At 73.1% G+C, this 22617-nt stretch carries 22 protein-coding genes and 2 pseudogenes; 9 read left to right on the top strand and 15 right to left on the bottom strand.

The window, feature by feature from the left end; translation table 11 throughout:
* Position 1: 1 nt before the first annotated feature.
* The 3 genes from ACFFBG_RS01980 to cobA all read right to left on the bottom strand — a co-directional run bounded on the left by ACFFBG_RS01980 (position 2) and on the right by cobA (position 2662).
* A complete protein-coding gene (locus ACFFBG_RS01980) occupies positions 2 to 736 on the bottom strand; it encodes a class I SAM-dependent methyltransferase (protein ID WP_375475067.1) in 735 nt (244 codons plus the stop codon).
* Positions 737 to 771: 35 nt separating this feature from the next.
* Positions 772 to 1170 (bottom strand): SAV_6107 family HEPN domain-containing protein, encoded by a 399-nt coding sequence (locus ACFFBG_RS01975; RefSeq protein ID WP_375475065.1) that lies wholly within the window; start codon positions 1168 to 1170, stop codon positions 772 to 774.
* A gap of 157 nt (positions 1171 to 1327) precedes the next feature.
* A complete protein-coding gene (gene cobA / locus ACFFBG_RS01970; RefSeq protein WP_375475063.1) occupies positions 1328 to 2662 on the bottom strand; it encodes a uroporphyrinogen-III C-methyltransferase in 1335 nt (444 codons plus the stop codon).
* A 278-nt stretch (positions 2663 to 2940) separates the two neighbouring features.
* Between cobA and ACFFBG_RS01965 the strand changes: the two genes are divergently transcribed.
* The 5 genes from ACFFBG_RS01965 (at position 2941) to ACFFBG_RS01945 (ending at position 7080) form a co-directional block, all read left to right on the top strand.
* Positions 2941 to 4635, top strand: a complete 1695-nt coding sequence (locus ACFFBG_RS01965; protein ID WP_375475061.1) for a nitrite/sulfite reductase — start codon at positions 2941 to 2943, stop codon at positions 4633 to 4635.
* Complete coding sequence (locus tag ACFFBG_RS01960) at positions 4623 to 5321, top strand: phosphoadenylyl-sulfate reductase (protein WP_375475059.1); 699 nt, start codon at positions 4623 to 4625, stop codon at positions 5319 to 5321. The genes ACFFBG_RS01965 and ACFFBG_RS01960 overlap by 13 nt, the downstream gene beginning before the upstream one ends.
* A gap of 31 nt (positions 5322 to 5352) precedes the next feature.
* Positions 5353 to 5775 (top strand): DUF1810 domain-containing protein, encoded by a 423-nt coding sequence (locus tag ACFFBG_RS01955; RefSeq protein ID WP_375475057.1) that lies wholly within the window; start codon positions 5353 to 5355, stop codon positions 5773 to 5775.
* Positions 5776 to 5840: 65 nt separating this feature from the next.
* A complete protein-coding gene (locus ACFFBG_RS01950) occupies positions 5841 to 6425 on the top strand; it encodes a GNAT family N-acetyltransferase (RefSeq protein WP_375475055.1) in 585 nt (194 codons plus the stop codon).
* A gap of 4 nt (positions 6426 to 6429) precedes the next feature.
* The gene (locus ACFFBG_RS01945; protein ID WP_375475053.1) at positions 6430 to 7080 is read left to right on the top strand and encodes a class I SAM-dependent methyltransferase; all 651 of its coding nucleotides are present in this window, start codon (positions 6430 to 6432) and stop codon (positions 7078 to 7080) included.
* A gap of 1 nt (position 7081) precedes the next feature.
* Here ACFFBG_RS01945 and metF read toward each other — a convergent pair whose 3' ends face one another.
* Positions 7082 to 7963: a methylenetetrahydrofolate reductase [NAD(P)H] gene (gene metF / locus ACFFBG_RS01940; protein ID WP_375475051.1), complete on the bottom strand. Its 882-nt coding sequence runs from the start codon at positions 7961 to 7963 to the stop codon at positions 7082 to 7084.
* A gap of 119 nt (positions 7964 to 8082) precedes the next feature.
* Between metF and crtI the strand changes: the two genes are divergently transcribed.
* Positions 8083 to 9576, top strand: a complete 1494-nt coding sequence (crtI, locus tag ACFFBG_RS01935; protein ID WP_375475048.1) for a phytoene desaturase family protein — start codon at positions 8083 to 8085, stop codon at positions 9574 to 9576.
* A 38-nt stretch (positions 9577 to 9614) separates the two neighbouring features.
* Positions 9615 to 10466: pseudogene (locus ACFFBG_RS01930) on the top strand (phytoene/squalene synthase family protein); the annotation flags it as partial.
* A gap of 34 nt (positions 10467 to 10500) precedes the next feature.
* Here the strand turns inward: ACFFBG_RS01930 and ACFFBG_RS01925 are convergent.
* From ACFFBG_RS01925 to ACFFBG_RS01905, 5 genes are read right to left on the bottom strand one after another with little or no spacing between them, the layout of a single operon-like run.
* Positions 10501 to 10881, bottom strand: coding sequence for a lycopene cyclase domain-containing protein (locus tag ACFFBG_RS01925; protein WP_375475046.1), 381 nt, complete (start codon positions 10879 to 10881; stop codon positions 10501 to 10503).
* Positions 10878 to 11225 carry a lycopene cyclase domain-containing protein gene (locus ACFFBG_RS01920; protein WP_375475044.1) on the bottom strand — a complete coding sequence of 116 codons (348 nt, stop codon included), beginning with the start codon at positions 11223 to 11225 and terminating at the stop codon, positions 10878 to 10880. Before ACFFBG_RS01920 ends, ACFFBG_RS01925 begins: the two co-directional genes overlap by 4 nt.
* Positions 11226 to 11233: 8 nt before the next feature.
* Positions 11234 to 11584 (bottom strand): Rv2175c family DNA-binding protein, encoded by a 351-nt coding sequence (locus tag ACFFBG_RS01915; protein ID WP_375475042.1) that lies wholly within the window; start codon positions 11582 to 11584, stop codon positions 11234 to 11236.
* Positions 11581 to 12360 (bottom strand): class I SAM-dependent methyltransferase, encoded by a 780-nt coding sequence (locus ACFFBG_RS01910; RefSeq protein WP_375475040.1) that lies wholly within the window; start codon positions 12358 to 12360, stop codon positions 11581 to 11583. Before ACFFBG_RS01910 ends, ACFFBG_RS01915 begins: the two co-directional genes overlap by 4 nt.
* A 37-nt stretch (positions 12361 to 12397) precedes the next feature.
* Positions 12398 to 13267 (bottom strand): spermidine synthase, encoded by an 870-nt coding sequence (locus ACFFBG_RS01905; RefSeq protein ID WP_375475038.1) that lies wholly within the window; start codon positions 13265 to 13267, stop codon positions 12398 to 12400.
* Positions 13268 to 13359: 92 nt separating this feature from the next.
* Here ACFFBG_RS01905 and ACFFBG_RS01900 point away from each other — a divergent pair, with 92 nt between their 5' ends.
* Both ACFFBG_RS01900 and aroF read left to right on the top strand, forming a co-directional pair.
* On the top strand, positions 13360 to 15558 hold the full coding sequence (locus tag ACFFBG_RS01900) for a protein kinase (RefSeq protein ID WP_375475036.1): 2199 nt from the start codon (positions 13360 to 13362) through the stop codon (positions 15556 to 15558).
* A 66-nt stretch (positions 15559 to 15624) separates the two neighbouring features.
* Entirely contained in the window at positions 15625 to 16665 is a 1041-nt protein-coding gene (gene aroF / locus ACFFBG_RS01895) for a 3-deoxy-7-phosphoheptulonate synthase (protein ID WP_375475034.1), read from the top strand.
* Between the two features lie 20 nt (positions 16666 to 16685).
* Here aroF and ACFFBG_RS01890 read toward each other — a convergent pair whose 3' ends face one another.
* The 6 genes and pseudogenes from ACFFBG_RS01890 to ACFFBG_RS01865 form a co-directional block, all read right to left on the bottom strand.
* Positions 16686 to 17597, bottom strand: coding sequence for a hypothetical protein (locus tag ACFFBG_RS01890; protein ID WP_375475032.1), 912 nt, complete (start codon positions 17595 to 17597; stop codon positions 16686 to 16688).
* 25 nt (positions 17598 to 17622) lie between these two features.
* Positions 17623 to 18591, bottom strand: coding sequence for a threonine aldolase family protein (locus tag ACFFBG_RS01885; RefSeq protein WP_375476201.1), 969 nt, complete (start codon positions 18589 to 18591; stop codon positions 17623 to 17625).
* A 136-nt stretch (positions 18592 to 18727) separates the two neighbouring features.
* Positions 18728 to 20091: pseudogene (locus tag ACFFBG_RS01880) on the bottom strand (class II 3-deoxy-7-phosphoheptulonate synthase).
* Between the two features lie 53 nt (positions 20092 to 20144).
* Positions 20145 to 21170 (bottom strand): 6-phosphofructokinase, encoded by a 1026-nt coding sequence (locus ACFFBG_RS01875; RefSeq protein ID WP_375475030.1) that lies wholly within the window; start codon positions 21168 to 21170, stop codon positions 20145 to 20147.
* 68 nt (positions 21171 to 21238) lie between these two features.
* Entirely contained in the window at positions 21239 to 21778 is a 540-nt protein-coding gene (locus ACFFBG_RS01870; protein WP_375475028.1) for a polyadenylate-specific 3'-exoribonuclease AS, read from the bottom strand.
* 13 nt (positions 21779 to 21791) lie between these two features.
* Positions 21792 to 22586: a lysophospholipid acyltransferase family protein gene (locus tag ACFFBG_RS01865; protein WP_375475026.1), complete on the bottom strand. Its 795-nt coding sequence runs from the start codon at positions 22584 to 22586 to the stop codon at positions 21792 to 21794.
* Positions 22587 to 22617: the final 31 nt, after the last annotated feature.

Genomic DNA, 22617 nt, shown 5'->3' with positions numbered 1-22617 from the left:
CTCAGCCGGGCCTGCGGGCGAGCAGATGCACCCGGCCGGCGATCTCGGCGAACGGCGACCGGTCGGCCGCGGCCGCGTCCAATTGCACGAGCGCGGCCCGCGCGCCGGGCGCGTCCAGCGCCGCGCCGGGGACCAGGTCGGAGAAGACGCCGATGCCGTGCCGCGCTTCGACCGCCAGGCCGGCGGCGGAGCAGAGCCGCTCGACGGCGTCCGGACCGACCCGGGTGCCGGGTGTGTCGAGCGCCCGCAGCTCGGCCAGCGCCGCTGCCGGCTCGCCGGCGAGCGCGCGAGCCACGACGCCGGCCGCCGGATTGCCGACCAGCACGCTGAGCAGGCCGCCCGGCCGGACGGCGGCGGCGAGCCCGGCGAAGGCGCCGGGCACGTCGTCGACGGCTTCGAGCACGCCGTGCGCCAGCACCAGGTCGAAGAAGTCGGCCGGGACGAGGTCACCCAGCGATTCGGCGTCGCCCTGCACAGGTCGGACGCGGTCGGACACGCCGTCCTCGCCAGCGCGGCGCACGAGCGTGGCCAGCGCGTCGGCGCTGATGTCGACCACGGTCACGCTCGCCCCGGCCACCGCGAGCGGCACGGCGTAGGTGCCGCTGCCGCCGCCGCAGTCGAGCAGCTCGGGCGCGCGGCCAGCTGGCGTGACAGAGGCAAGCGCGTCGGCGAGCAGCCCGGTGACGAGCGCCTGCCGGCTGGCGCCCGGCCGCTCCCGACCCGCCTGGATCTGCACCAGGCGAGCGTAGTGCCGGGCGCCGACACCGGCGCTCAGGCCGCGAGCAGGCCAAGCGAGCCTTCGACCAGGGCGAGGAACTCCGTCGCCGCGCGCACCTGGTCATCGGCCACGCGTGGCGTCACCGCTGAAAGCGCGCCCGCCTCGATCGCCGCCCGGACCGACGCCCCCGCGGCGAAGTAGGCAGACCACTCGGCGTGTTCGGGCGCCACCCGGTCGAGCAGCACCCACACGCTGACCAACTTGCGCCGGACGCCACCTGGCCGGCCGCGCTGCGCCGACACCGCGGCCGCCGTGCGCAACGCGGACAGGTGGGCGAGGCGGAAGCGCTCCCCCGGCTCGCGCGCCGCCACCGCCTCGAGCAGCACCGCCCGGGCAGCCGACAACAGGCTGAGCGCCGAGCCGGTCGCCGCGGGCGAGAAATCCGTGCCCATGCCAGACCCCCTAGTGATGTTCGAACCTCTGTTCGATAGTACGGCGCGCCCGGCCGATTTGCCAGCACGCACCGCCCGTGTCGGCCAAGGGTCGCGTCACGGTGCGACAGTTTCGCCGCCGAGCGACCAGCCCTTCGTGAGTGGTCACTTGGGAAGCTCAGTGGTCGCTTCGAGCCGACCACTGAGCATCGGAACTGACCACCCACGTGGGAACGGAGATGCCGAGCACGTCGACGACCTCGCCGACGACCACGACGGCCGGCGCGCCCACCCCCGCTCGTCGGGCCGCGGCGTCGATCTCGGCTAGCGGCGCCCGCACGACTCGCTGCGCCGCGGTGCTCGCGCCGTGCACCACCGCGGCTGGCGTCGCCGCTGAGCGACCGTGTGCGATCAGCTGGCCGGCGATCGGGCCCAGCCGGTCCATGGCCATCAGCAGCACCAGCGTTCCCGGCGTCGCGGCCAGCGCCGCCCAATCGACCCCCGCGTCGCCCGGCCGGCCCGGATCGAGATGGCCGGACACGACGGTGAAGTCCGCCGCGACGCCACGGTGCGTCAGCGGGATGCCGGCTGCGGCAGGCGCCGCCAACGCCGAGCTCAGCCCGGGGACGACGTGCACCGGCACGCCTGCGGCCACACAGGCGAGCCACTCCTCTCCCCCGCGGCCGAACACGAACGGGTCGCCGCCCTTCAGCCGCACCACCCGCTTGCCGGCGCGGGCCCGGTCGACGAGCACCTCGTTGATCTGCTGCTGCGTCAGGTTGTGCCGGTGCGCCGACTTGCCGCAGTCGACGACCTCGACGTCGTCGGGCAGCCCGGCGAGCAGGTCGCGCGGCGCCAGCCGGTCGACCACCACGACGTCGGCGTCGGCGAGCAGCCGGCGCCCGCGCACGGTGATCAGCTCGGCATCGCCCGGGCCGCCGCCCACCAGCGCCACTTCGCCCACCGCCACCGCGCCCACCGCCGCCGCGCCCACCGCCACGTCGCCCACCGCCGCCGCGCCCAGCCGGCCCGCCCGACCGGTCCGCCGATGTCGGCGGGCCGGCAGGTCGCCGAGGTCCAGGGCCGTGGCGATCGCGTCGCGTAACGCGACGGCGCGACGCGGGTCGTCGCCGCCGTTGACCGCGACGGTCATTCCGTCCCGGCGCAGTGCGGCGGCGCTGCGCGCGGTGCCCGCCGCCGCGTTGTCGGCGCGTACGCAGAACACTCGCCGAGCATGGGCCGATGCGGCAACCGCCGCGTTGACCGCCGGGTCGTCGGCGCAGGCGAAGGCGAGCCACGCGTCGTCCAGGTCGGCGTCGGCGAACGGCCGGCGGGCGATCTGCACGCCCACCGCGACCAGTTCGATCAGTTCGTCGGCGACGGCCGGCGCGACCACCAGCACGTCGGCGTCCGCCTCGACGAGCGTGCGCGCACGCCGGGTCGCGACCACGCCGCCGCCGACGACGACGACCCGCCGTCCGCGGACGTCGAGCAACAACGGCAGGTCGGTCACCGCTCCATTGTCCCGAAGTTCCTTTCCTACAGGGGAAACCGGGTTTCCAGCAGACGTACGACGTCGCGGCCGCGCCGCCAGGGTGTGGGACGATCGACGCATGGCGCTTCGCAGCACGCTGCTCACGACGCGCCGCCACATCGATCTGCTCCGGGTCGTCGCCGCGGCCTGTTGAGCGCATTCGCGACCGCTGCCACGTCTCGTCGCCACTGGCACGACGCGTCGCAGCACCGCCCCAGCTCGCCGCCGCACACCCGAACTCTCGAGAGGACGCCGCAATGCCGGCGCAATCCGACCGCGCGAACGCCGCTCCCCGCCGCGCACGTTCCGCGCCCCCGCGCCGCGGCCAGGGCCAGTGGGCGCTCGGCTACCGCGAGCCGCTCAACCCCAACGAGCGCAGCAAGAAGGACGACAATCCGCTCAACGTCCGTCAGCGCATCGAGGACATCTACAGCAAGCGGGGATTCGACAGTATCGACCCGGCCGACCTGCGCGGCCGGTTCCGCTGGCACGGGCTGTACACCCAGCGCCGGGCCGGCATCCCCGGCGGCCAGACCGCCACGCTCGAGCCGGAGGAACTCGAGGACTCGCACTTCATGCTGCGCATCCGGATCGACGGCGGCGCGCTGACCAGCGAGCAGCTGCGCGTCGTCGCAGAGATCTCGACGGTCTACGGCCGCGACATCGCCGACATCAGCGACCGGCAGAACGTCCAGCTGCACTGGATCCGCATCGAGGACGTCCCGACGATCTGGGCCAAGCTCGAGGCGGTGGGGCTGTCGACCACCGAGGCCTGCGGCGACTGCCCGCGAGTCCTGCTCGGCTGCCCGCTCGAAGGCGTCGCGACCGACTCGGTGCTGGACGCCGGGCCGGCGCTGCGCGCGACGGTCGAGACGTACCTCGGCGATCCCGAGTTCTCGAATCTGCCACGCAAGTTCAAGACCTCGATCTCCGGCTGCGCGCGGCACTGCACCAACCACGAGATCAACGACGTCTCGTTCGTCGGCGTCGTCGGGCCCGAGGGCGTCCCCGGTTTCGACCTGTGGGTCGGCGGCGGGCTGTCGACCAACCCGCGGTTCGCCGAGCGGCTGGGCGCGTTCGTCCGGCCCGAAGAGGTCAGCGAGGTGTGGGCCGGCGTCACGTCGGTGTTCCGCGACTACGGCTACCGCCGCCAGCGCAACCACGCCCGGCTGAAGTTCCTGATGGCCGACTGGGGTCCGGAGAAGTTCCGCGCGGTGCTGGAGAACGAATACCTCGGGCGCGCGCTGCCCGACGGCCCCGCGCCGGCGCTCTCGCCGCCGCACCGCGATCACATCGGCGTCGAGGAGCAGCTCGACGGCCAGCTCGCGATCGGCGCCACGGCGAAGGCCGGCCGCACCTCCGGCTCCGCGCTGCGCGAGGTAGCCGCGCTCGCCGAGCGGCACGCCGCCGGCCGGGTGCGGTTGACCGCGCAGCAGGGCCTGGTCGTGTTGGACGTGCCGCGCGCGAACGAGACCGCGGTCGTCGACGGGCTGGCGGCGCTGGGCTATTCCGTCCGGCCGTCCGCCTTCCGCCGCGGCACGATCGCGTGCACCGGCATCGAGTTCTGCAAGCTGGCGCTGACCGAGACGAAGGGCCGCGCCGACGCCCTGCGCACCGAGCTCGAGAAGCGGCTGCCCGACTTCGACACGCCGATCACGATCAACGTCAACGGCTGCCCCAACTCCTGCGCCCGCTTCCAGGTCGCCGACATCGGCTTCAAGGGCATGATCCAGAAGGGGCCGGACGGCGATCAAGAAGCCTTCCAGGTCCACCTCGGCGGCGTCCTGGGCGCCGAGGCGGAATTCGGCCGCAAGTTCCGCGGTTTGAAGGTGACAGCAGACGAGGCGCCCGATTACGTCGAGCGGGTGCTTCGCACTTACCTCGATCGCCGGGAAGGAGGCGAGGCGTTCGCGGCCTATGTGTCGCGCGCCGACGAGGCATGGTTGCTCTGAGCACGAAGGACGAGCTGAAGGCTCTCGCCACCCAGGCCGGCGAGGAGTTGGACGGCGCGTCCGCACTGGAGATCCTCCGCTGGGCCGACGACCAGTTCGGCCCGGCCTGGGCGGTCGCCTCGTCGATGGCCGACGCGGTCGTGCCCTCGCTCGCGGCCCAGGTCCGCCCGGGCGTCGACATCCTCTTCCTGGACACCGGCTACCACTTCGCCGAGACCCTCGGCACCCGCGACGCCGTGGCCGCGACGCTGCCGGTCACTGTCCGATCGATCACCCCCAGGCAGAGCGTCGCCGAACAGGACGCGTCCTTCGGCGCCCGGCTCTACGAGCGCAATCCAGACCAGTGCTGCGCGTTGCGTAAGGTCATGCCGCTGCGCAACGCCCTCGCGGACTACGTCGCGTGGGCGTCTGGGCTGCGCCGCGACGAGGCGATTACCCGCGCGGGCGCCAAGGTCGTCGAATGGGACGAGCAGCGCGGCATGGTGAAGCTCAACCCGATCGCCGCCTGGACGCAGGACGACGTGGACGCCTACATCGCCGCGAACGGCGTGCTGGTCAACCCGTTGCTGTCCGACGGTTACGGCTCGGTCGGCTGCTGGCCGTGCACGCGTCGGATCGCGCCGGGCGAGGACGCTCGCGCCGGCCGCTGGTCCGGCACCCAGAAGGTCGAGTGCGGCCTGCACTGACGGCCTGCGCCGAGCGAGACGAGGCGACGCGATGACAGATCCGCACGACCTGCAGCGGTTCGTCGACGCCCAGGACGCCGGCGAGACCTACGAGCGGGTGCGCACCGAGTTGCGCCGCGGCCGCAAGGAGAGCCACTGGATGTGGTTCGTGTTCCCGCAGCTCGCCGGGCTGGGCCACAGCTCGATGTCGATTCGCTACGCGATCGCGTCCCTGGCCGAGGCCCAGGCCTACCTCGCGCACCCGGTGCTCGGGCCGCGGCTCGCCGAGTGCGCCGAGATCGTCGCGGCGCTGCCGGCCGGGCCGACCCGGATCTTCGGCGGCATCGACGCCCGCAAGCTGCAGTCGTCGATGACCTTGTTCGCGCACGCGCACCCCGGCCACTCGGTGTTCGTCCAGGTGCTCGACCACCAGTTCGACGGCGAGCGCGACGCCGCGACGCAGTCCCGGCTCTGAGCCGGCGCGCCCCGGCCCACGTGCGATCAGTGACGAACCTCGCCCGCTTTGGCACCATCGGAAACATGCGCCCTGCCTCCCGCACGCCGACCGCGGGCACGCGCATCGAGAACTGGACCGGCCGGCAGTTCGCCGGACACCTCGACGAGGCGATGCGCATCTACGCCAGCGCGATGCGCTATCCGGCGCACACCGGGGCGCAGCGCGGCGTCAGCGCCCGCAAGCACGTGACGCACGGTGGCTTCGCCTGTCGGGCCGCGCTGACCGACGATGGCACGTTGATCGGCTTCGGCTACGGCTACACCACCCGGCCCGGCCAGTGGTGGCACGACCTCGTGCGCCGGGCGCTCAGCGCCGAAGCCGCAGCCGCATGGCTGGTCGAAGCGTTCGAGCTCTCCGAGCTGCACGTGCTGCCCGAGCATCAGGGCGCCGGGATCGGCCGGCAGCTGCTCACCTCGCTGGCCGGCGGTATCCCGCACACCGCGATGCTGCTGTCGACGCCGGACAGCGACACCCGCGCGTTCCGGCTGTACCGCGACCTCGGCTTCGTCGATCTTGCCCGCAACTATCTCTTCCCGGGCGACGCGCGCCCGTTCGCAGTCCTCGGCGCGCGGCTGCCGCTCGAGCAATCGAATAGCAGAGCGATCTGAGCAGGTGGATCTGAACAGGGCGCGGCTCGGCGAGCGGGTGTTCGCCGGCTGGTATCCCGTCGTGGCCGGCTGGGCTGAGCGCGCCGGCCAGCGCCAGGTCCGCGCCGAACTCGTCGGGCAGGCGTGCGGCCGCACGCTGGAGATCGGCGCCGGCAGCGGCTACAACCTGGCGCACTATCCGGCGACGGTCAGCGAGCTGGTGGTCACCGACTCGAGCCGCGCGATGCTGGCCCTGTTGGGCGAGCAGCTGCGCGAGCACCGGCCGCCGGTCGGCGGTTGGCACCTCGCCTTGGCCGACGCCGGCCGGCTGCCGTTCGCCGACGCCGCCTTCGACACCGTCGTCGGGGCCTTCGTGCACTGCTCGGTGGGCGACCCGTCGGCCGCGCTCGCCGAGATCGCCCGCGTACTCCGGCCGGGCGGGCACTACCTGTTCCTCGAGCACGTCCGGTCCCCCGACAGCCGACTGCTCGCGCTCGCGCAGGACGTTCTCGCCGCCCCGCACCGCGCGCTGGCCGGCGGCTGCTCGCCGAACCGCCGCTTCGGCGAGCTGCTCGAGCGCTCGCCGCTGTTCGTCGAGGAGATCGTCGCGGGCAGCCAGCCGCGCAGCTCGCCGACCGTGCGGCCCGTGCTGCGCGGCGTCGCCCGCGCGTGGTGAGTCAGACGCGGGACTGCGCGGACACCCCGGCCAGCACCTCGCGCGTCGCCTTCGAGAAGTTGAAGGTGATGAAGTGCAGCCCGGGCGCGCCCTCGTCGAGCAGCCGCTGCGCGAGCTTCGTCGCCTCGGCGATGCCAAGCGCGCGCACCGCCGCCGGGTCGTCGGCCACCTCGGCGAACTTGGCGGCGAGCTTTGCCGGGAACGGCGCGCCGGAGAGTTGCTCGGAGCGCGCGATGGTGTTCATGTTCGTCACCGGCATGAGCCCCGCGATGATCGGCGTGGAGCAACCGCCGGCCGCCACCCGGTCGCGCAGCCGCAGGTAGTCGTCGGCGTCGAAGAACATCTGGGTGATCGCGTAGTCGGCGCCCGCGCGGCACTTCGCGACGAACTGATCGGTGTCCGCCTCGATCGACGTCGACCGTGGGTGCTTGTAGGGGAACGCGGCGACGCCGACGCAAAAGTCGCCGGAACTCGCGAGCAGCTCGACGAGGTCGGACGCGAACTCGAGACCCTCGGGGTGCCGCACCCAGTCGCCGTCGACGTCGCCGGGCGGGTCGCCGCGCAGCGCGAGCATGTTCACGATGCCGCCCGCGGCGAACCGGCCGATGATCGTGCGCAACTCGGCGACGGAATGGTTGACCGCGGTCAGGTGCGCGACCGGCAGCAGCGTCGTGTCCGCGGCGATCCGCTCGGTGATCGTGATCGTGTTGTCCCGCGTCGACCCGCCCGCGCCGTAGGTGACCGACACGAAGGACGGCCGCAGCGGCTCGAGCTCACGGATCGTCTTCCAGATGCGCCGCTCATCCTCGACGGTTTTCGGCGGCATGAACTCGAACGAGATCGTGGGCCGACCCTCGGCGAGGCAGTCGCGGACGGTGCGCATTCACGTCAGCCTAATCGCGACTCCGTGTTGGCTTCTCCTGGTTGCGTGCTGCTCAATTCTGGGCCGAAATCGAGCAGCACCGAACCAGGAGAAGCACAGTGCCACGTAGCGTCGGGCGCATGCGCTGCGTCGAGGGCCCGACCGACCGCGTGGTGGTCGTCGGTGCGGGCCTCGGCGGGTTGTCCGCCGCGCTGCATCTCGCCGGCGCGGGCCGCGAGGTGGTCGTGCTGGAGCGCGAGTCCGTGCCCGGCGGCCGGTGCGGGCTGCACGTCGACAGCGGCTTCCGGTTCGACACCGGACCGACCGTGCTGACCATGCCGCAGCTGGTCGCCGAGCCGCTGCGCGCCGTCGGCGAGCGGCTCGAGGACTGGCTCACGCTGCGCCGCCTCGACCCGGCCTACCGCGCGAAGTTCGCCGACGGCTCGACGATCGACGTGCGGGCCGACGTGCACGACATGGCGGATGAGATCAAGCGCGCATGCGGACCGGCCGACGCCGACGGCTGGCTGCGCTACGTGGAGTTCCTGCGCGAGCTGTACCGGGTCGAGATGCCGCACTTCATCGAGCGCAACCTCGACTCGCCGCTACAGCTGGTCGGCCCGCCGCTCGCCCGGTTGGTGGCCATGGGCGCGTTCCGCCGACTCGCGCCCAAGCTCGGCCAGTACGTCCGTGACGAGCGGCTGCGCCGGCTGCTGTCCTTCCAGTCGATGTACGCCGGACTCGCGCCGTCGCAAGCGCTCGCGATCTACGCGGTGATCACCTACATGGACTGCGTCGAGGGGGTGTACTTCCCCGAGGGCGGCATGCACGCGGTGCCGCGTGCGCTCGCCGGCGCGGCCGCCAAGCACGGCGTCGAATTCCGCCTCGACACGCAGGTGACGTCGGTGGAGACGGCCAACGGCCGCGCCCACGCTGTGCGCACCGCGGCGGGCGAGCGGATCGCGGCCGACGTCGTCGTGCTCAACGCCGACCTGCCGACGGCCTATGACGAGCTGCTGCCCGGCGTCCGCGCCCCGGGCCGGGTGCGCCGGTTGCGGTACTCGCCGTCCGCGGTCGTGCTGCACGCGGGCTCCTCCGCGCAGTTCCCGGACACCGCCCATCACACGATCGACTTCGGCGCGGCCTGGGAGTCGACGTTCGACGAGATCATCGACCAGGGCCGGGTGATGAGCGACCCGTCGTTCCTGCTGACCACGCCCACGCGCACCGATTCGTCCCTCGCGCCGGACGGCAAGCACACCTACTACGCGCTGTTCCCCGCGCCGAACACCCGCGGCCTGGTCGACTGGCGCGCCGACCGCGGGGCGTATCGCGAGCACATGCTGGCCACGCTGGAGAGCCGTGGCTACCCGGGATTCGCCGACGGCATCGAGGTGGAGCACCTGGTGACCCCGGCGGACTGGCAGGCGCAGGGGCTCGCCGCCGGCGCGCCGTTCGCCGCGGCCCACAACTTCGCGCAGACCGGCCCGTTCCGCTCCCCGACGCTGCGGCGGCGCGGACCGGAGAACCTGGTGTTCTGCGGCTCGAACGCCCAACCCGGCGTCGGCGTGCCGATGGTGCTGGTGTCCGGCCGGCTCGCCGCCGAGCGGATCGCCGGCCCGCTGCCGCGATGAACGAGCCCCGATGAACGAGCCCCGATGAACGAGCCCCAATGAACGGCACGCGACGGGCCGGACCGGTCGGCGTGCGAGGGGTCGGCCCGGTCGCCGGCCGGGAGCTCGACGCGGCCGGGATCACCGACGCGGCGCTGCGTGACAGCTACGCGCGCTGTCGGCGGCTCAACGCCGCGCACGGGCGGACGTACTACCTCGCGACCCTGTTGCTGCCGCCGGCCAAGCGCCCCTACGTGCACGCGCTGTACGGCTTCGCGCGCTATCTCGACGACCTCGTCGACGAGCAGCCGAATCTGGCGCCGGAGCGACGCGCGCAGCGGCTGGGCGACTGGTGTGCGGACTTCTTCGCCGACCTCGAGTGGGGCGCCACCAGCGACCCGATCGGCCGCGCAGTGCTCGACACCGTGCGCCGCTGGTCGATCCCGCGCAGCTATCTCTCCGATTTCGTCACGGCGATGACGGCGGACCTCACCGTCACGACCTACGAGACCTACGCCGACCTGGAGAAGTACATGTGGGGCTCGGCCGCGGTGATCGGGCTGCAGATGCTGCCGATCCTCGGCCGGGCCGACGAGGACGTGCGCTGGGACCTGCTCGAGCAGCACGCGATCTCGCTCGGCGTGGCGTTCCAGCTGACCAATTTCCTGCGCGACGTCGGCGAGGACCTGCGCCGCGGCCGGGTGTATCTGCCGCAGGAGTCGCTGCGCCGCTTCGGCGTCGACCGCGACCGGCTCGCCCGCGGCCGGGTCGACGAGTCGATCCGCAACCTGCTCGCGTGGGAGATCGAGCGCGCCCGGCAGATCTACGCGCAGGCGGCGCCCGGCATCGACCTGGTCGACGCGTCCTCGCGGGACTGCCTGCGCACCGCCTTCACCCTTTACGCGCAGATCCTCGAGCAGATCGAACGGGCCGACTACGACGTGTTCAGCGGCCGGGTGAGCGTCGGGCTGCCGCGCCGCGCCGCCGTGGGACTGGCCGGCGCCCGGCGCGCCTACCTGGCCCGCCGCGCGCCCCGCCCAACCGACCCGTCCACACCCACAGGCTGAGCGTGGCAAGCACGAGCGCGAAGCCGAACAGCAGGTCTTCGACCGGCGCGTAGACGATCCGGAGCCCGACAATCTCCGCCGGGTCGTAGCGCACGATCCGCAATCCGGTCAGCAGCCCGTTCACGACGAGCTGGAAGAACAGCACGATCCCGTAGGCGGTCCAGAACGCGCGACGGCCCAGCAGCCGGGTGCGCAGCACGGCGAGGTCGAGCGCCGCGACCGCCGCCACGGCGAGCAGGGCGGCCAGCGTGTAGGTCACCGCTCGTCGCCGCTCAGCTCGTCGCCAATCAGCCACGTCGGCCGACGCGCCCGCACGGCCTCGAGCGTCAGCACCGCGCACACCGGGATCACGAGGAAGAACAACAGCTCCTCCAGCGGCAGTCGGCCGAACAGCGTGACCCCGATCGTGCGGCGCGGGTCGTAGCGCCACCAGCCGGCGTGGATCGCGGCGACGTCCCAGGCGGTGAACACGACCGCCACCGGCAGCAACGCCGCCAGCAGCCGCCGCCAGCGCGCGTAGACGCGCACGCGCAGCACGAGCTCCAGCGGCAGCGTCCCGACCAGGCACGCGGCGAGGATCAGCAGGTAGGCGCCGTGCCCCATCGCCGGCGTCAGTAACCCGCCACCTGGGCGCGCCGCTTGACCTCTGCGCCGCGGTTCGCGCGCAGCGCCTCGATCGGCGACCCGGGCAGCGAGTCGTCCTCGCGGTGCAGCCAGTCGACGATCTCGTCGTCGGCGAAGCGGGCGTCGCGCAGCTGGGTGATCACCGAGGGCAGGTGCTTGACCACGGCGCCGTCTAGGATCAGCAGGGCGGGCACGCCGCGCGTGCCGTCCGCCCGCCTGACGAGCAGCAATTGGCCGTCCCGCACGTGCTGATGCACCCGGTTGACCTTGATCCCGAGCAGCTCGGCGACCTCGGGGACGGGCAGCAGGTCCACGCCGCTCACCGGTTCGGCGCTCACGCTCGCTCGCCGGGCGCGCGGACCAGGATGCAGACGGTGCGGTAGCTCGCGGTGATCGTCCCGCCACGGGCGTCGACGACCTCGCTGACGCCGGCAGACAGCTGCCGCCACTGGTCGGCCGGCAGCAGGTGGTGGTCGCTGAACGTGCTGAGCAGCGCCAGCCACTCCGCGCGCGAATAGTCCCGCTGCCAGGTGAACTCGCGCTCGGTCAGGTCGATGAAACCGGCCGCGGCCAGACCGTCCGTCGCCGCCGACCGGTCCCGCGCGAGGCGCCGGTCGGGCTGGTCGGCGAGGTCCGGCGAAATGCGCTCGTACACCTGCTGCAGCGCCTCGTGCACGTCGTCAGCGTGGCTGACCCGATTCCAGAACAGCGCGACGGTGCCCCCCGGGCGCACCACCTCGCGGGCCTTGGCCGCGCCGCGCGCCGGGTCGACCCAGTGCCAGGCCTGGCCGCAGGTGAGCAGGTCGAACCGGCGCCCCGCGTTGTCCCAGGTCTCGAAGGCGCCGACCTCCACCTCGATGCCGTGCGCCCGCGCGACCTCGGCCATCGCCGGGTCGATCTCGACGCCGAGGACGGGCAGGCCGCGAGCAGCGAGCAAACGCGCCGCCTTGCCGGTGCCGCAGCCGACGTCCAGCGCGTCGCGCGGGCCGCGGCCGAGCAGCTCGACGATCAGCGCGTCGGGATAGGTCGGGCGGACGCGGTCGTACTCGGCTGCGACGCTGCCGAAGGACTGGGCCCGCGCACGGTTGCGGTGCAGCTCGGGCGAGACGCTCACCCGCACATCGTCCCATCCGGCAGATCGATCGATTCGCTCAGGCGTCGACGTCGTCGGGCCAGTCGAGCTCCACCCGCCAGGAGTCCTCCGGCGGCGCTGGCGAACGTTGTGCGTCGGCGTCGCGCAGCGGCGCGACGCCGCGGCCGAGCGTCGAGGTCACGCTGCGCGGGAACGGCGCGCGAGCCGCCGCGGCGCGCAGGGCGGGCAGCGGCAACGACGCCCGGGACGCCGCCAGCACCACGTTGCCGAACCGGCGGCGCTTGAGCACCGCGGGGTCGGCGATCGCCACGACGCTGTTGTCGCGACCGGCCAGCGCGGCGCGCATAGTGGCGGCGACCCGCGCGGTGTAGGTCAGCGGCGGCCCGTCGGCGATGTTGGCGAGCAGCACGCCGTCCGGGCGCAGCACCCGGGCGACGTCGGTCAGGAACTCCAGCGTCGTCAGCTCGCCGGGCACCCGGCCGCCGAGGAAGGCGTCGAGCACCACGACATCGGCGCTCGCGTCGCGCAACTCGCCGATCCCGGCGCGGCCGCCGACCGGCCGGATGCGGATCCGGGCGTTGCGCGGCAGCGGCAGCCGGGCCCGGACGAGCGCGGTGACCGCGGTGTCCGGCTCCAGCACGATCTGCGAGGAGCCGGGACGGGTCGCGGCGATGAAGCGGGCCAGCGTGCACGCGCCGCCGCCGACGTGCGTGACGGCCAGCGCGGCGGGCGGCGGCGCCGGCAGCGCGGCAAGGACGTCGGCGCACACCTGGCTGTACTCGAAGTCCAGGTAGGTCGGGTCGTCGAGGTCGACGTAGGACTGCCGGATGCGGTCGACGAGCAGGACCCAGCCGCCTGGGCGCTCGGCGTCGGCGAGCAGTTCGGCCGTCCCGAGGGTCGCGCTGCCCGCGCCGTCGGGTGCTGCCACGACGCCCACGCTAGCCGGGCGCGGACCGGCCACTCTGAGCGCGCACGGTGCGTCACCGGACGGATGCGCCCGGCGACCGTAGAATCGCGGCCGTGCAGACGGCGGCTCGGGACATCCTGGTCGGCCGCTCGCTGGAAGGGCGTTACCGGATCCTGGACCGCGTCGCGCGGGGCGGGATGTCCACCGTGTACGCCGCTGTCGACGAGCGGCTCGATCGGCTTGTCGCCGTCAAGGTGATGGCGTCGGCGCTGTCGGCGGACCCGGCGTTCAACGACCGGTTCGCCCGCGAGGCGCGTGCCGCGGCGCGGTTGACGCATCTCAACGCCGTCTCGGTCTACGACCAGGGCCACGAGCACGGCCCGGACGGCCACCACGTGTTCCTGGTGATGGAGCTGGTCGAGGGCCGCACGCTGCGCGAGCTGCTGCGTGAGCGCGGCCGGCTCAGCGCCGCCCAGGCCGTGTCGATCATGGAGCCGGTGCTGAGCGCGCTGTCCGCCGCGCACCGCGCCGGGCTGGTGCACCGCGACGTGAAGCCGGAGAACATCCTGCTGTCCGACGACGGCGTGGTGAAGGTGGCCGACTTCGGCCTCGCCCGGGCCGTCGAGTCCGACGCCGCGTCCACCCGCACCGGGTTGATGATGGGCACCGTCGCCTACTGCTCGCCGGAACAGATCTCCCGCGGCGCCGCCGACCCGCGTTCGGACGTCTACTCCGCTGGCATCGTGCTGTTCGAGCTGCTCACCGGCGAGCCGCCCTACCGCGGCGACTCGGCGATGAACGTCGCATGGCAGCACGTCCACTCACGGGTGCCCGCGCCCTCGTCGAAGGTGAAACCGGCCGGGGGAATCCCCTACCAGCTCGACGAGCTCGTCGTCGCCGCGACCGACAGCGACCCGACCGCGCGGCCGGGCGACGCCGGCGCGATGCTCGCCGAGCTGGCCGACGTCCGCGCCGAGCTGTCGCTGCCAGTCGTGCCCGTGCCGCCGCGCGAGCGCGGCGCGAGCCGCGACCGCCGGGCGCACCACCAGAGCCGCCCGCGGACGCCCGACCTCGCCACCACCGACACGATGGGCCGGATCGCGACGCGGCACGACACCGTGGTCGCCGGCGACGGGCCGCTGGCCGGCGCCGCGGGGACGGTGGCGCCGCCGCGCCGATTCGGCCGCGGCGTGGACAGCCCGCGACGCGCCGGCGGGCAGCGCGGCGCCGACGCCACGCTGCCGGCCGGCGGCGCGCTGCCCGGCGGCAGCGGCCGCCCGCCCGTCGCCGGCCGGGCCGCCGGTGGACCGCCGCCGCCGATCGTCATCCCGCCCGGCGCTTCCCGCAACGCCGCGGGCCAGCGCGGCGGGCAGCCCCGCCGCCGACGCCGGGCGCTGCTGGTCGTCCTGCTGATCCTGCTGCTCGGGTTGGGCGCCGGCTGGGCCGGCTGGTGGTTCGCGGCCGGCCGCTACGCGCGGGTGCCGTCGGTCCGCGGCGACAGCAGCGCCGAGGCGGTGACCGCGTTGCACCAGGCCGGCTTCGGCCACGTGCAGGTGGCGCCGGGGCCGGAGTTCGACGATTCGGGCAAGGTGCCGAAGGACCAGGTGCTGCGCACCAACCCCAGCGCGACGACCCGGGCGGTCAGCAGCACCGTGGTCACCGTCGTGCTGTCCGCCGGCCCGCACTACTACTCGGTCGCGAGGGTGCGCAACCAGAGCGAGGCAGGCGCCCGCTCGACGCTGCTGGCCGTCGGCCCGCTCGACATCGCCGAACGGCCGAAGCTCGAGTCGAGCATGACCGTCGGCAAGAACAAGGTGATCGGCACGATCCCCGCGGCGGGCGCGCAGGTGACGAAGCGGCAGCCCATCACGATCATCCTGTCCACCGGGCCGCCGATCCTGCAGGTGCCGGAGATCGACCCGGGCACGCCGTTGAGCGACGCCGAGCACACGCTGCGCAACGCGAAGTTCGTGCCGGCGCCGACCCGCAGCTACGACGATGTCTATGCCGCGGGCCAGGTCATCTCGGTCAGCCCCAACGGCCAGCAACCGGCCGGCAGCAAGATCACCATTCACGTATCCCGCGGTCCGCGAATGGTGACCGTGCCGGAGATCCCGGTCTACTACACGACGGTCGCGGACGCGGAGAACGCGCTCCTCGCGGCCGGACTGAAGGCTCAGGTGTTGCCGGCGGCGGCGGGCGGAATTCTCGGCAATCCGGATCCAGGTCCGGACGCGCGGGTGCTGAAACTCAGCCCGAAGAGTGGCGCCTCGGTGGCAGTGGGCTCGACCGTCAAGCTCTTCGCCTACTGAGTCGGAGCCGCCCGCGGGCTGGAAACCACACCGGCCGGCGCCGCGGCCCGCATTAGGCTGGCTGCCATGGTGATCGTGATGGCGCCGGACGCCACGGACGCCGACGTGCAGGCCACCGTCGGCCACATCGAGACGCACGGCGGGCAGGCCTTCGTCAGCCGAGGGGTGATGCGCACGATCGTCGGCGTGGTCGGCACCGAGGACGTGCTCGAGACACTCGACGAGAGCAACCTGCGCAGCCTGCCCGGCGTGGCCGAGACGATGCGGATCACCGCCGCGTACAAGCTGGTGTCGGCGCAGAACCACCGCAAGCGCACGACGATCCGGGTCGGCGGCGTGCCGATCGGCCCGGATACGTTCACGCTCATCGCCGGCCCCTGCGCCGTCGAGACCGCCGAGCAGACCCTCGAGTCCGCGCTGATGGCCAAGCGGGCCGGCGCGACGCTGCTGCGCGGCGGCGCGTTCAAGCCGCGCACGTCGCCCTACGCGTTCCAGGGCCTCGGCGTCGCGGGCCTGCGCATCCTTGCCGACGTCCGCGAGGAGATCGGGCTGCCCGTCGTCACGGAGGTCACCGACGCCGCAGATGTGGACGTCGTGGCCGAGCACGCCGACATGCTGCAGATCGGCACCCGCAACATGCAGAACTTCGCGCTGCTGCAGGCGGTCGGCGCCGTGGGCAAGCCGGTCATGCTCAAGCGCGGCCTGACCGCGACGTACGAGGAGTGGCTGATGGCCGCCGAGTACATCGCCCAGCGCGGCAACCTCGACATCGTGCTGTGCGAGCGCGGCGTGCGCAGCTTCGAGCCGTCGATCCGCAACATGCTCGACGTGTCGGCGGTCGCGATGCTGCAGCGGCAGTCGCACCTGCCGGTGATCGTCGACCCGTCGCACGCCGCTGGCCGCCGCGACCTCGTGGTGCCGCTGGCGCGGGCCGGCATCGCCGCCGGGGCCGACGGCGTGATGGTGGATGTGCATCCGCGGCCGGAGTCCGCGTTGTGCGACGGCGCGCAGGCCCTCGTCGGTGAGTCGCTGGACGAGCTGGCGCAGGCGGTGGCGACGATCCCGCCGCTGCTCGGCCGCACGTCCGCGGCACACTTAGCCGGCTGACGCAGGGCCGACTGACTCTGTCAGCTGTTTGCAGCGGGCGGCGGATACCCCGGCGGAGGGTACTGCCCCGGCTGCCCGTACTGGCCCGGCTGCCCGTACTGGCCGGGCTGCCCGTACTGCCCCGGCTGGCCGTACTGCCCCGGCTGGCCGGATCCCGGTTGCGGCCCGTATTGGTCGTACTGGCCACCCTGCTGCTGCGGCGCCCACTGGCCGCCGGGCGGCGGGCCGCCCGGGTATCCCCCGGACTCAAGCTCGCGCTTGTGCCGGCTCCGCTTCACCAGCCCGACGATGAGCAGGACGATGGCGGCGATCAACAGCAGCACGCCGAGCACGATAAGCAGGCCGCCGACCGCCGTCCCGGTGGTGATGTCGCGGCCGATCGCCACCCCGGCGTCTGACGGCAGCGTCTCGTCTGCCTGCAGCCGGATCGTGTACTTGCCGCGCTGCTTCGCGGTGAACTGGAACGCGGCGGCGCCGTGATGGCCGTTGTAGTCGTAGGTCAGCTTGTCGACCTTGCCGTCGCTGCGCTTGCCGAACTTGTCCAACTGCACCGCTTGGCCCGCCGGATCGGCGATCGCGACGGAAAACTCCGGGATTCGGTCGATCGAGCTGGTGACGTTGCTCGCCTCGTAGTAGCCGACCCATTTGCCCGTGCCGTCGAGCGTGACCGTCCCCTGGCCGGCGGCGACGGAGACCCGGTGGAAGCCGTCGACCTTGCCGAGCGACTTCGTCGCAAGCACTACGCCGCCGGCGATGAAGGCCGCAACCGCCGCGATCAGGAAGATCAGGCTCAGCCGGCGCGGCGTGCGGCCGCGCAGCCGGACCTTTCCACCGGCAGCCGGCTGCTGCGGGTACGGCGCGGCCCCATAGGGCTGCGGGTTGTGGACGGGCGGGTTGTAGCCGGGCGGTCCGGGCGGCGGCGGTGTCGTCACGCGGCACAGTATGCCGCCGACGAGCTCAGGCCGCACCGGCGGACGCGATCAGCGGGCGCAGCGCGTGGATCGCCCGCGAAAGCCCGTCGTCGTCGACGTCGAGGTGGGTGACCAGGCGGAGGAACCGCGGTCCGAGCGCCGACACCAGCACGCCCTGCTCGGCGGCGGCGCCGGCCACGGCGGCGGCGTCCGGCACGTCCAGCACCACGATGTTCGTCTCGACGCTCGCCGGGTCCGCCCCCAACGCGCGGGCCAGCTCGGCAGCGCGCCGGTGGTCGTCGGCCAACCGCCCGACGTTGTGGTCCAGCGCGTGCAGCCCAGCGGCGGCGAGGATGCCGGCCTGGCGCATGCCGCCGCCGTAGCGCTTGCGCCAGATCCGCGCCTCGGCGATCCGCCCGACGGTCGAGACCAGCACCGAGCCCACCGGCGCGCCGAGGCCCTTGGACAGGCAGACCGACGCCGTGTCGAACCCGCCGGCCAGCTCGGCGAGCGGCCGGCCGGTGGCGACGTGCGCGTTCCACAGCCGCGCGCCGTCCAGGTGCAGCCCGAGCCCGTGCGCGCGGGCCAGCTGCTGGACGGCGGCCACCTGCTCGGCTGGCTGCACGGTCCCGCCGCCGAAGTTGTGCGTGTTCTCCACCTCGATCGCCGCGGTGGACACGAGGTACGGCCCGGCGTCCGGGCTGATCAGCGAGCGCACGTCGGCGACGTCCAGCAGCCCGCGCCGCGCCGGCCAGGTGCGGAAGGTGATGCCGCTGAACACCGCGGCGGCACCGAGCTCGGCCCGGGCGATGTGCGCCATCGAGTCGCACACGATCTCCTCGCCAGGCTTGACGAGCAGCCGCAGCCCGAGCTGGTTGCCCATCGAGCCGGAGGGCACGAACAGCCCGGCCTCGTGGCCGAGCAGCGCCGCGACCCGCTGTTCCAGCGCAGCGACAGTCGGGTCCTCGCCGTAGACGTCGTCGCCGACCTCGGCCCCGGCCATCGCGGCGCGCATCGCCGGGCTCGGCCGGGTGACGGTGTCCGAGCGCAGATCGACGGTCGTCACGAAACCTCCATGAGTGGTCACTTGGCGCGGTCAGTGGTCGCTCTCGCGCGGCCACTGACCGCCGCAAGTGACCACTGATGCGGGGTCAGCGCGCAGCCTGCTCGCGCCGGCGGCGGTCGGCCACCAGCCGCTCCGCGACGCGGAACGCCAGCTCGAGGGACTGCTCGATGTTCAGCCGCGGATCGCAGGCGGTCTCGTAGCGACGGCCGAGGTCGGCGGCGGTGAGGTCGGCGGTGCCGCCGATGCACTCGGTGACGTCGTCGCCGGTCAGCTCGACGTGCAGCCCGCCGGGGTGGGTGCCGAGCTCGGAGTGGACGTCGAAGAAGCCGTCGACCTCGTCGATGATCCGATCGAGGTGCCGCGTCTTCACGCCGTCCGCGGTCTCCTCGGTGTTGCCGTGCATCGGGTCGCACTGCCAGACGACGCGGTGGCCGGTCGACTCGACCTTTTCGACGATCGGCGGCAGCACGTCGCGCACCAACGCGTTCGACATGCGGCTGATCAGCGTCAGGCGGCCGGGCTCGTTGGCCGGGTCGAGCCGCTCGACGAGCTCCGCGGCGAGCTCCGGCGTCGTCGTCGGCCCGAGCTTGACGCCGATCGGGTTGGCGATGCGCGAGACGAAGTCCAGGTGCGCGCCGTCCATCTGCCGGCTGCGCTCGCCCACCCAGACGTAGTGGGCGGACAGGTCGTAGGCGCTGGCCCGTCCAGCGGTGTCTGTCTCGATCCGGGTCAGCGCGCGCTCGTACTCGAGGATCAGCGCCTCGTGCGAGGCGTAGAGCTCGACGCCCTCGAGCGCCGAGTCGTGCACGCCGCACGCGCGCATGAACCGCACCGCGCGGTCGATCTCGGCGGCGAGCTTCTCATACCGCGCGCCGGTGTCGGTCGAGCGCGCGAAGGCCGCGTTCCACGCGTGCACCCGGTCGAGCGCGGCGAGGCCGCCGCCGGCGTAGGCGCGCAGCAGGTTGAGCGTCGACGCGGCGGTCGAGTAGGCGCGCACGATGCGGCGCGGGTCGGGCGTGCGGTCGCCGAACAGCTCGTTGACCATGTCGCCGCGGTAGGACTGCTGACCGCTGGCGTCGATGTCCGACGAGCGCGGCTTCGCGTACTGGCCGGCGATCCGGCCGAGCTTCACCACCGGCATCGACGCGCCATACGTGAGCACGACCGCCATCTGCAGCAGGACGCGGACCTTGCCGGCGATGTCGCTCTGCGAGCTGGTCGCGAACGTCTCCGCGCAATCGCCGCCCTGCAACAGGAACGCCTCGCCGCGCGCCACCGCCGCCAGCCGCGCGCGCAGCTGGTCGACCTCGGACGCGACGACCAGCGGCGGCATGCCGGCAAGCGTCAGCGCGGCCTCGCGCAGCGCCACCGCATCCGGCCAGCTCGGCTGCTGCGCGGCGGGCAGCGCGCGCCAGGCGTCGAGCCCGAGGTCGTCGGGATTGGCGGCATTCGCGGCGTCGACGGGCGGGGCGGGCAGCGCACTCACCCGCCCAGCGTAAGCGTCAGCCGAAGAAGACCTCGGCCTCGCTGTACAGCTCGGGGCGCACGGTCTTCAGCTCGGCGGTCGCTTCGGCCAGCGGCACGCGGACGATGTCGGTGCCGCGCAGCGCCACCATCGTGCCCCAGTCGTGCTCGCCGACGGCGTCGATGGCATGCAGGCCGAAGCGGGTGGCGAGCACCCGGTCGAACGCCGTCGGGGTGCCGCCGCGCTGGATGTGCCCGAGCACCGTGGTGCGGGCTTCCTTGCCGGTGCGCTTCTCGATCTCGCCGGCCAGCCACTCGCCGATGCCGCCGAGCCGGGCGTGCCCGAACGCGTCCAAGCCCTTCTCGACGGTCGCGTTCTCGCCGCCGTCCGGGGTGGCGCCCTCGGCGACGACGACGATCGGCGCGTAATGCGCCTGGAAGCGGCTCTCGACGTACGCGCAGACCCGTTCCAGGGAGAACGGCTGCTCGGGGATCAGGATGACGTTCGCGCCGCCCGCGATGCCGGCGTGCAGCGCGATCCAGCCGGCGTGCCGGCCCATCACCTCGACGATGAGCGCGCGGTGATGCGACTCCGCGGTGGTGTGCAGCCGGTCGATCGCCTCCATCGCGATGTTGACGGCCGTGTCGAAGCCGAACGTGTAGTCCGTCGCGCCGAGGTCGTTGTCGATCGTCTTCGGCACGCCGACGACGTGCACGCCGCTGTCCGCGAGCTTGGTCGCGACGCCGAGGGTGTCCTCGCCGCCGATCGCGACCAGAGCGTCGACCCCGAGCGCGTGCAGGTTCTCGACGATGCGGCCGACGCCGCCGTCGACCTTGAAGGGGTTGGTGCGCGACGAGCCGAGGATCGTCCCGCCGCGCGGCAGGATGCCACGCACCTCGGCGATGCCGAGCGGCATCGTCGCGTTCTCGAGCGGGCCGCGCCAGCCGTCGCGGAAGCCGACGAAGTCGTGGCCGTAGACGCCGGCGCCCTTGCGCACCACGGCCCTGATCACCGCGTTCAGGCCAGGGCAGTCGCCGCCTCCGGTCAGCACTCCGATCCTCACCGCTGTTCCGCCTCCCCGGCCTTCACTGTTCCGCCACCCCGGCCTTCACTGTTCCGCCACCCCGGCCTTCACTGTTGTCGTCGCGATCCGGCAGATCCTTGCGTATCGCTCTTGCCTTCGGCTTCCAGCTTCGTCTCACTATGCATGGCGTTCCAGCGGGCGAGGTTGTGCCGGGCGTCGGCGAGCGCGTCGTGCTGGTCGGGCGGCGCCGCGGGCAACGGCGGGCTGCCGGCGTCCTCCCAGCGCTGCCGAAGCTCGTGGGTGAACCGCGGGATGTCCCGCGGCAAGGCTCGCATGTCGCCCCACAGTTGGCACAGGACGACGTGGTCGTACGCGGCCATCCAGGCCCACAACTCGATCGGCGCCCCCGGCGCGCGCAGGAACGCCACGAGGTCCTCGCGGAGGCGCTCGCGTGAGCGCCAGACCGGGTCGCCCGGCGAAGGCAGCTTGTCCAGCACGTTGCGGCGCACCCACTCGCCGGCGCGGGCCGGGTCGAACTCGGTCGAGATCGCGTAGAACTCGCGGCCGGTCTCGTCGACGACGCCGATCGAGACGAGGTCGATCGTGGCGCCGTCCTCGATGAACTCGCAGTCGTAGAAGAACCGCACGCGTCGCCGCGGCCTACGACGCGCGGCTGTCGGGCAGCCGGTCCGCCGCCTCGGCCGCCTGCGCGGCATCAGCGGCCTGCGCGATTCCGGTCTCCCGCTCGCGGGCGCCGAAACCGGTGTCCAGACCCTTGGCTTTCTTGACCTCCGCCGCATAGCGGTCGACGTAGTCGCGGCCGGACAGCTGCATCAGCTCGTACATGATCTCGTCGGTGATCGACCGCTCCACGAACCGGTCGCCGGCCATCCCCTCGTAGCGGGAGAAGTCCAGCGGCTTGCCGATCTGCACGCCCGGGCGCGGCCGCAGCCGCGGGAGGAGCCGGCCGGCGGGTTGGATGACGTCGGTGTTGACCATCACGCACGGGACGACGACCGCCCCGGACTCGAGCGCCAAACGCGCCACCCCGGTCTTGCCGCGGTAGAGCCGCCCGTCCGGCGAGCGGGTGCCCTCGGGATAGATGCCGAGCAGGTTGTTCTGCCCGGCGCGCAGCACTCGCACCCCGGTGTCGAGCGCCGCCTGCGAGGCGCCCTTGTCCGACCGGTCGATCGGCACCTGGCCCACGCCGGAGAAGAACAGCCGGGAGACGAGCCCTTTCAGACCGGGGGTGGTGAAGTACTCGGACTTGGCCAGGAACGTCACCTTGCGCGGCATCAGCAGCGGCAGGAAGAACGAGTCGCAGAACGACAGGTGGTTGCTGGCGAGGATCGCCGGCCGGTCGTCGGGGATGTTCTCACGCCCCTCGATCCAGGGGTGCCAGATCAGCCGGAGCAGGGGGCCGAGGAAGACGAACTTGGCGAGCCAGAAACCCACCGCCGTCACCCCCGCTGGTCGCGGGCCCTCG

Source organism: uncultured Jatrophihabitans sp., assembly GCF_964251945.1.
In the GTDB taxonomy this organism is placed as follows: domain Bacteria; phylum Actinomycetota; class Actinomycetes; order Mycobacteriales; family Jatrophihabitantaceae; genus Jatrophihabitans.
This window is presented reverse-complemented; position numbering and strand designations above follow the sequence as displayed.

Excerpts from the sequence above, each read along its gene's own strand:
- metF (WP_375475051.1), bottom strand. The coding sequence starts at position 7,963 with ATGCGCACCGTCCGCGACTGCCTCGCCGAGGGTCGGCCCACGATCTCG.
- ACFFBG_RS01965 (WP_375475061.1), top strand. The coding sequence starts at position 2,941 with ATGCCGGCGCAATCCGACCGCGCGAACGCCGCTCCCCGCCGCGCACGT.
- aroF (WP_375475034.1), top strand. The coding sequence starts at position 15,625 with ATGGTGATCGTGATGGCGCCGGACGCCACGGACGCCGACGTGCAGGCC.
- ACFFBG_RS01975 (WP_375475065.1), bottom strand. The coding sequence starts at position 1,170 with ATGGGCACGGATTTCTCGCCCGCGGCGACCGGCTCGGCGCTCAGCCTG.
- ACFFBG_RS01885 (WP_375476201.1), bottom strand. The coding sequence starts at position 18,591 with ATGCGCGCCGCGATGGCCGGGGCCGAGGTCGGCGACGACGTCTACGGC.
- ACFFBG_RS01955 (WP_375475057.1), top strand. The coding sequence starts at position 5,353 with ATGACAGATCCGCACGACCTGCAGCGGTTCGTCGACGCCCAGGACGCC.
- ACFFBG_RS01920 (WP_375475044.1), bottom strand. The coding sequence starts at position 11,225 with ATGGGGCACGGCGCCTACCTGCTGATCCTCGCCGCGTGCCTGGTCGGG.
- ACFFBG_RS01950 (WP_375475055.1), top strand. The coding sequence starts at position 5,841 with ATGCGCCCTGCCTCCCGCACGCCGACCGCGGGCACGCGCATCGAGAAC.
- crtI (WP_375475048.1), top strand. The coding sequence starts at position 8,083 with ATGCGCTGCGTCGAGGGCCCGACCGACCGCGTGGTGGTCGTCGGTGCG.
- ACFFBG_RS01960 (WP_375475059.1), top strand. The coding sequence starts at position 4,623 with ATGGTTGCTCTGAGCACGAAGGACGAGCTGAAGGCTCTCGCCACCCAG.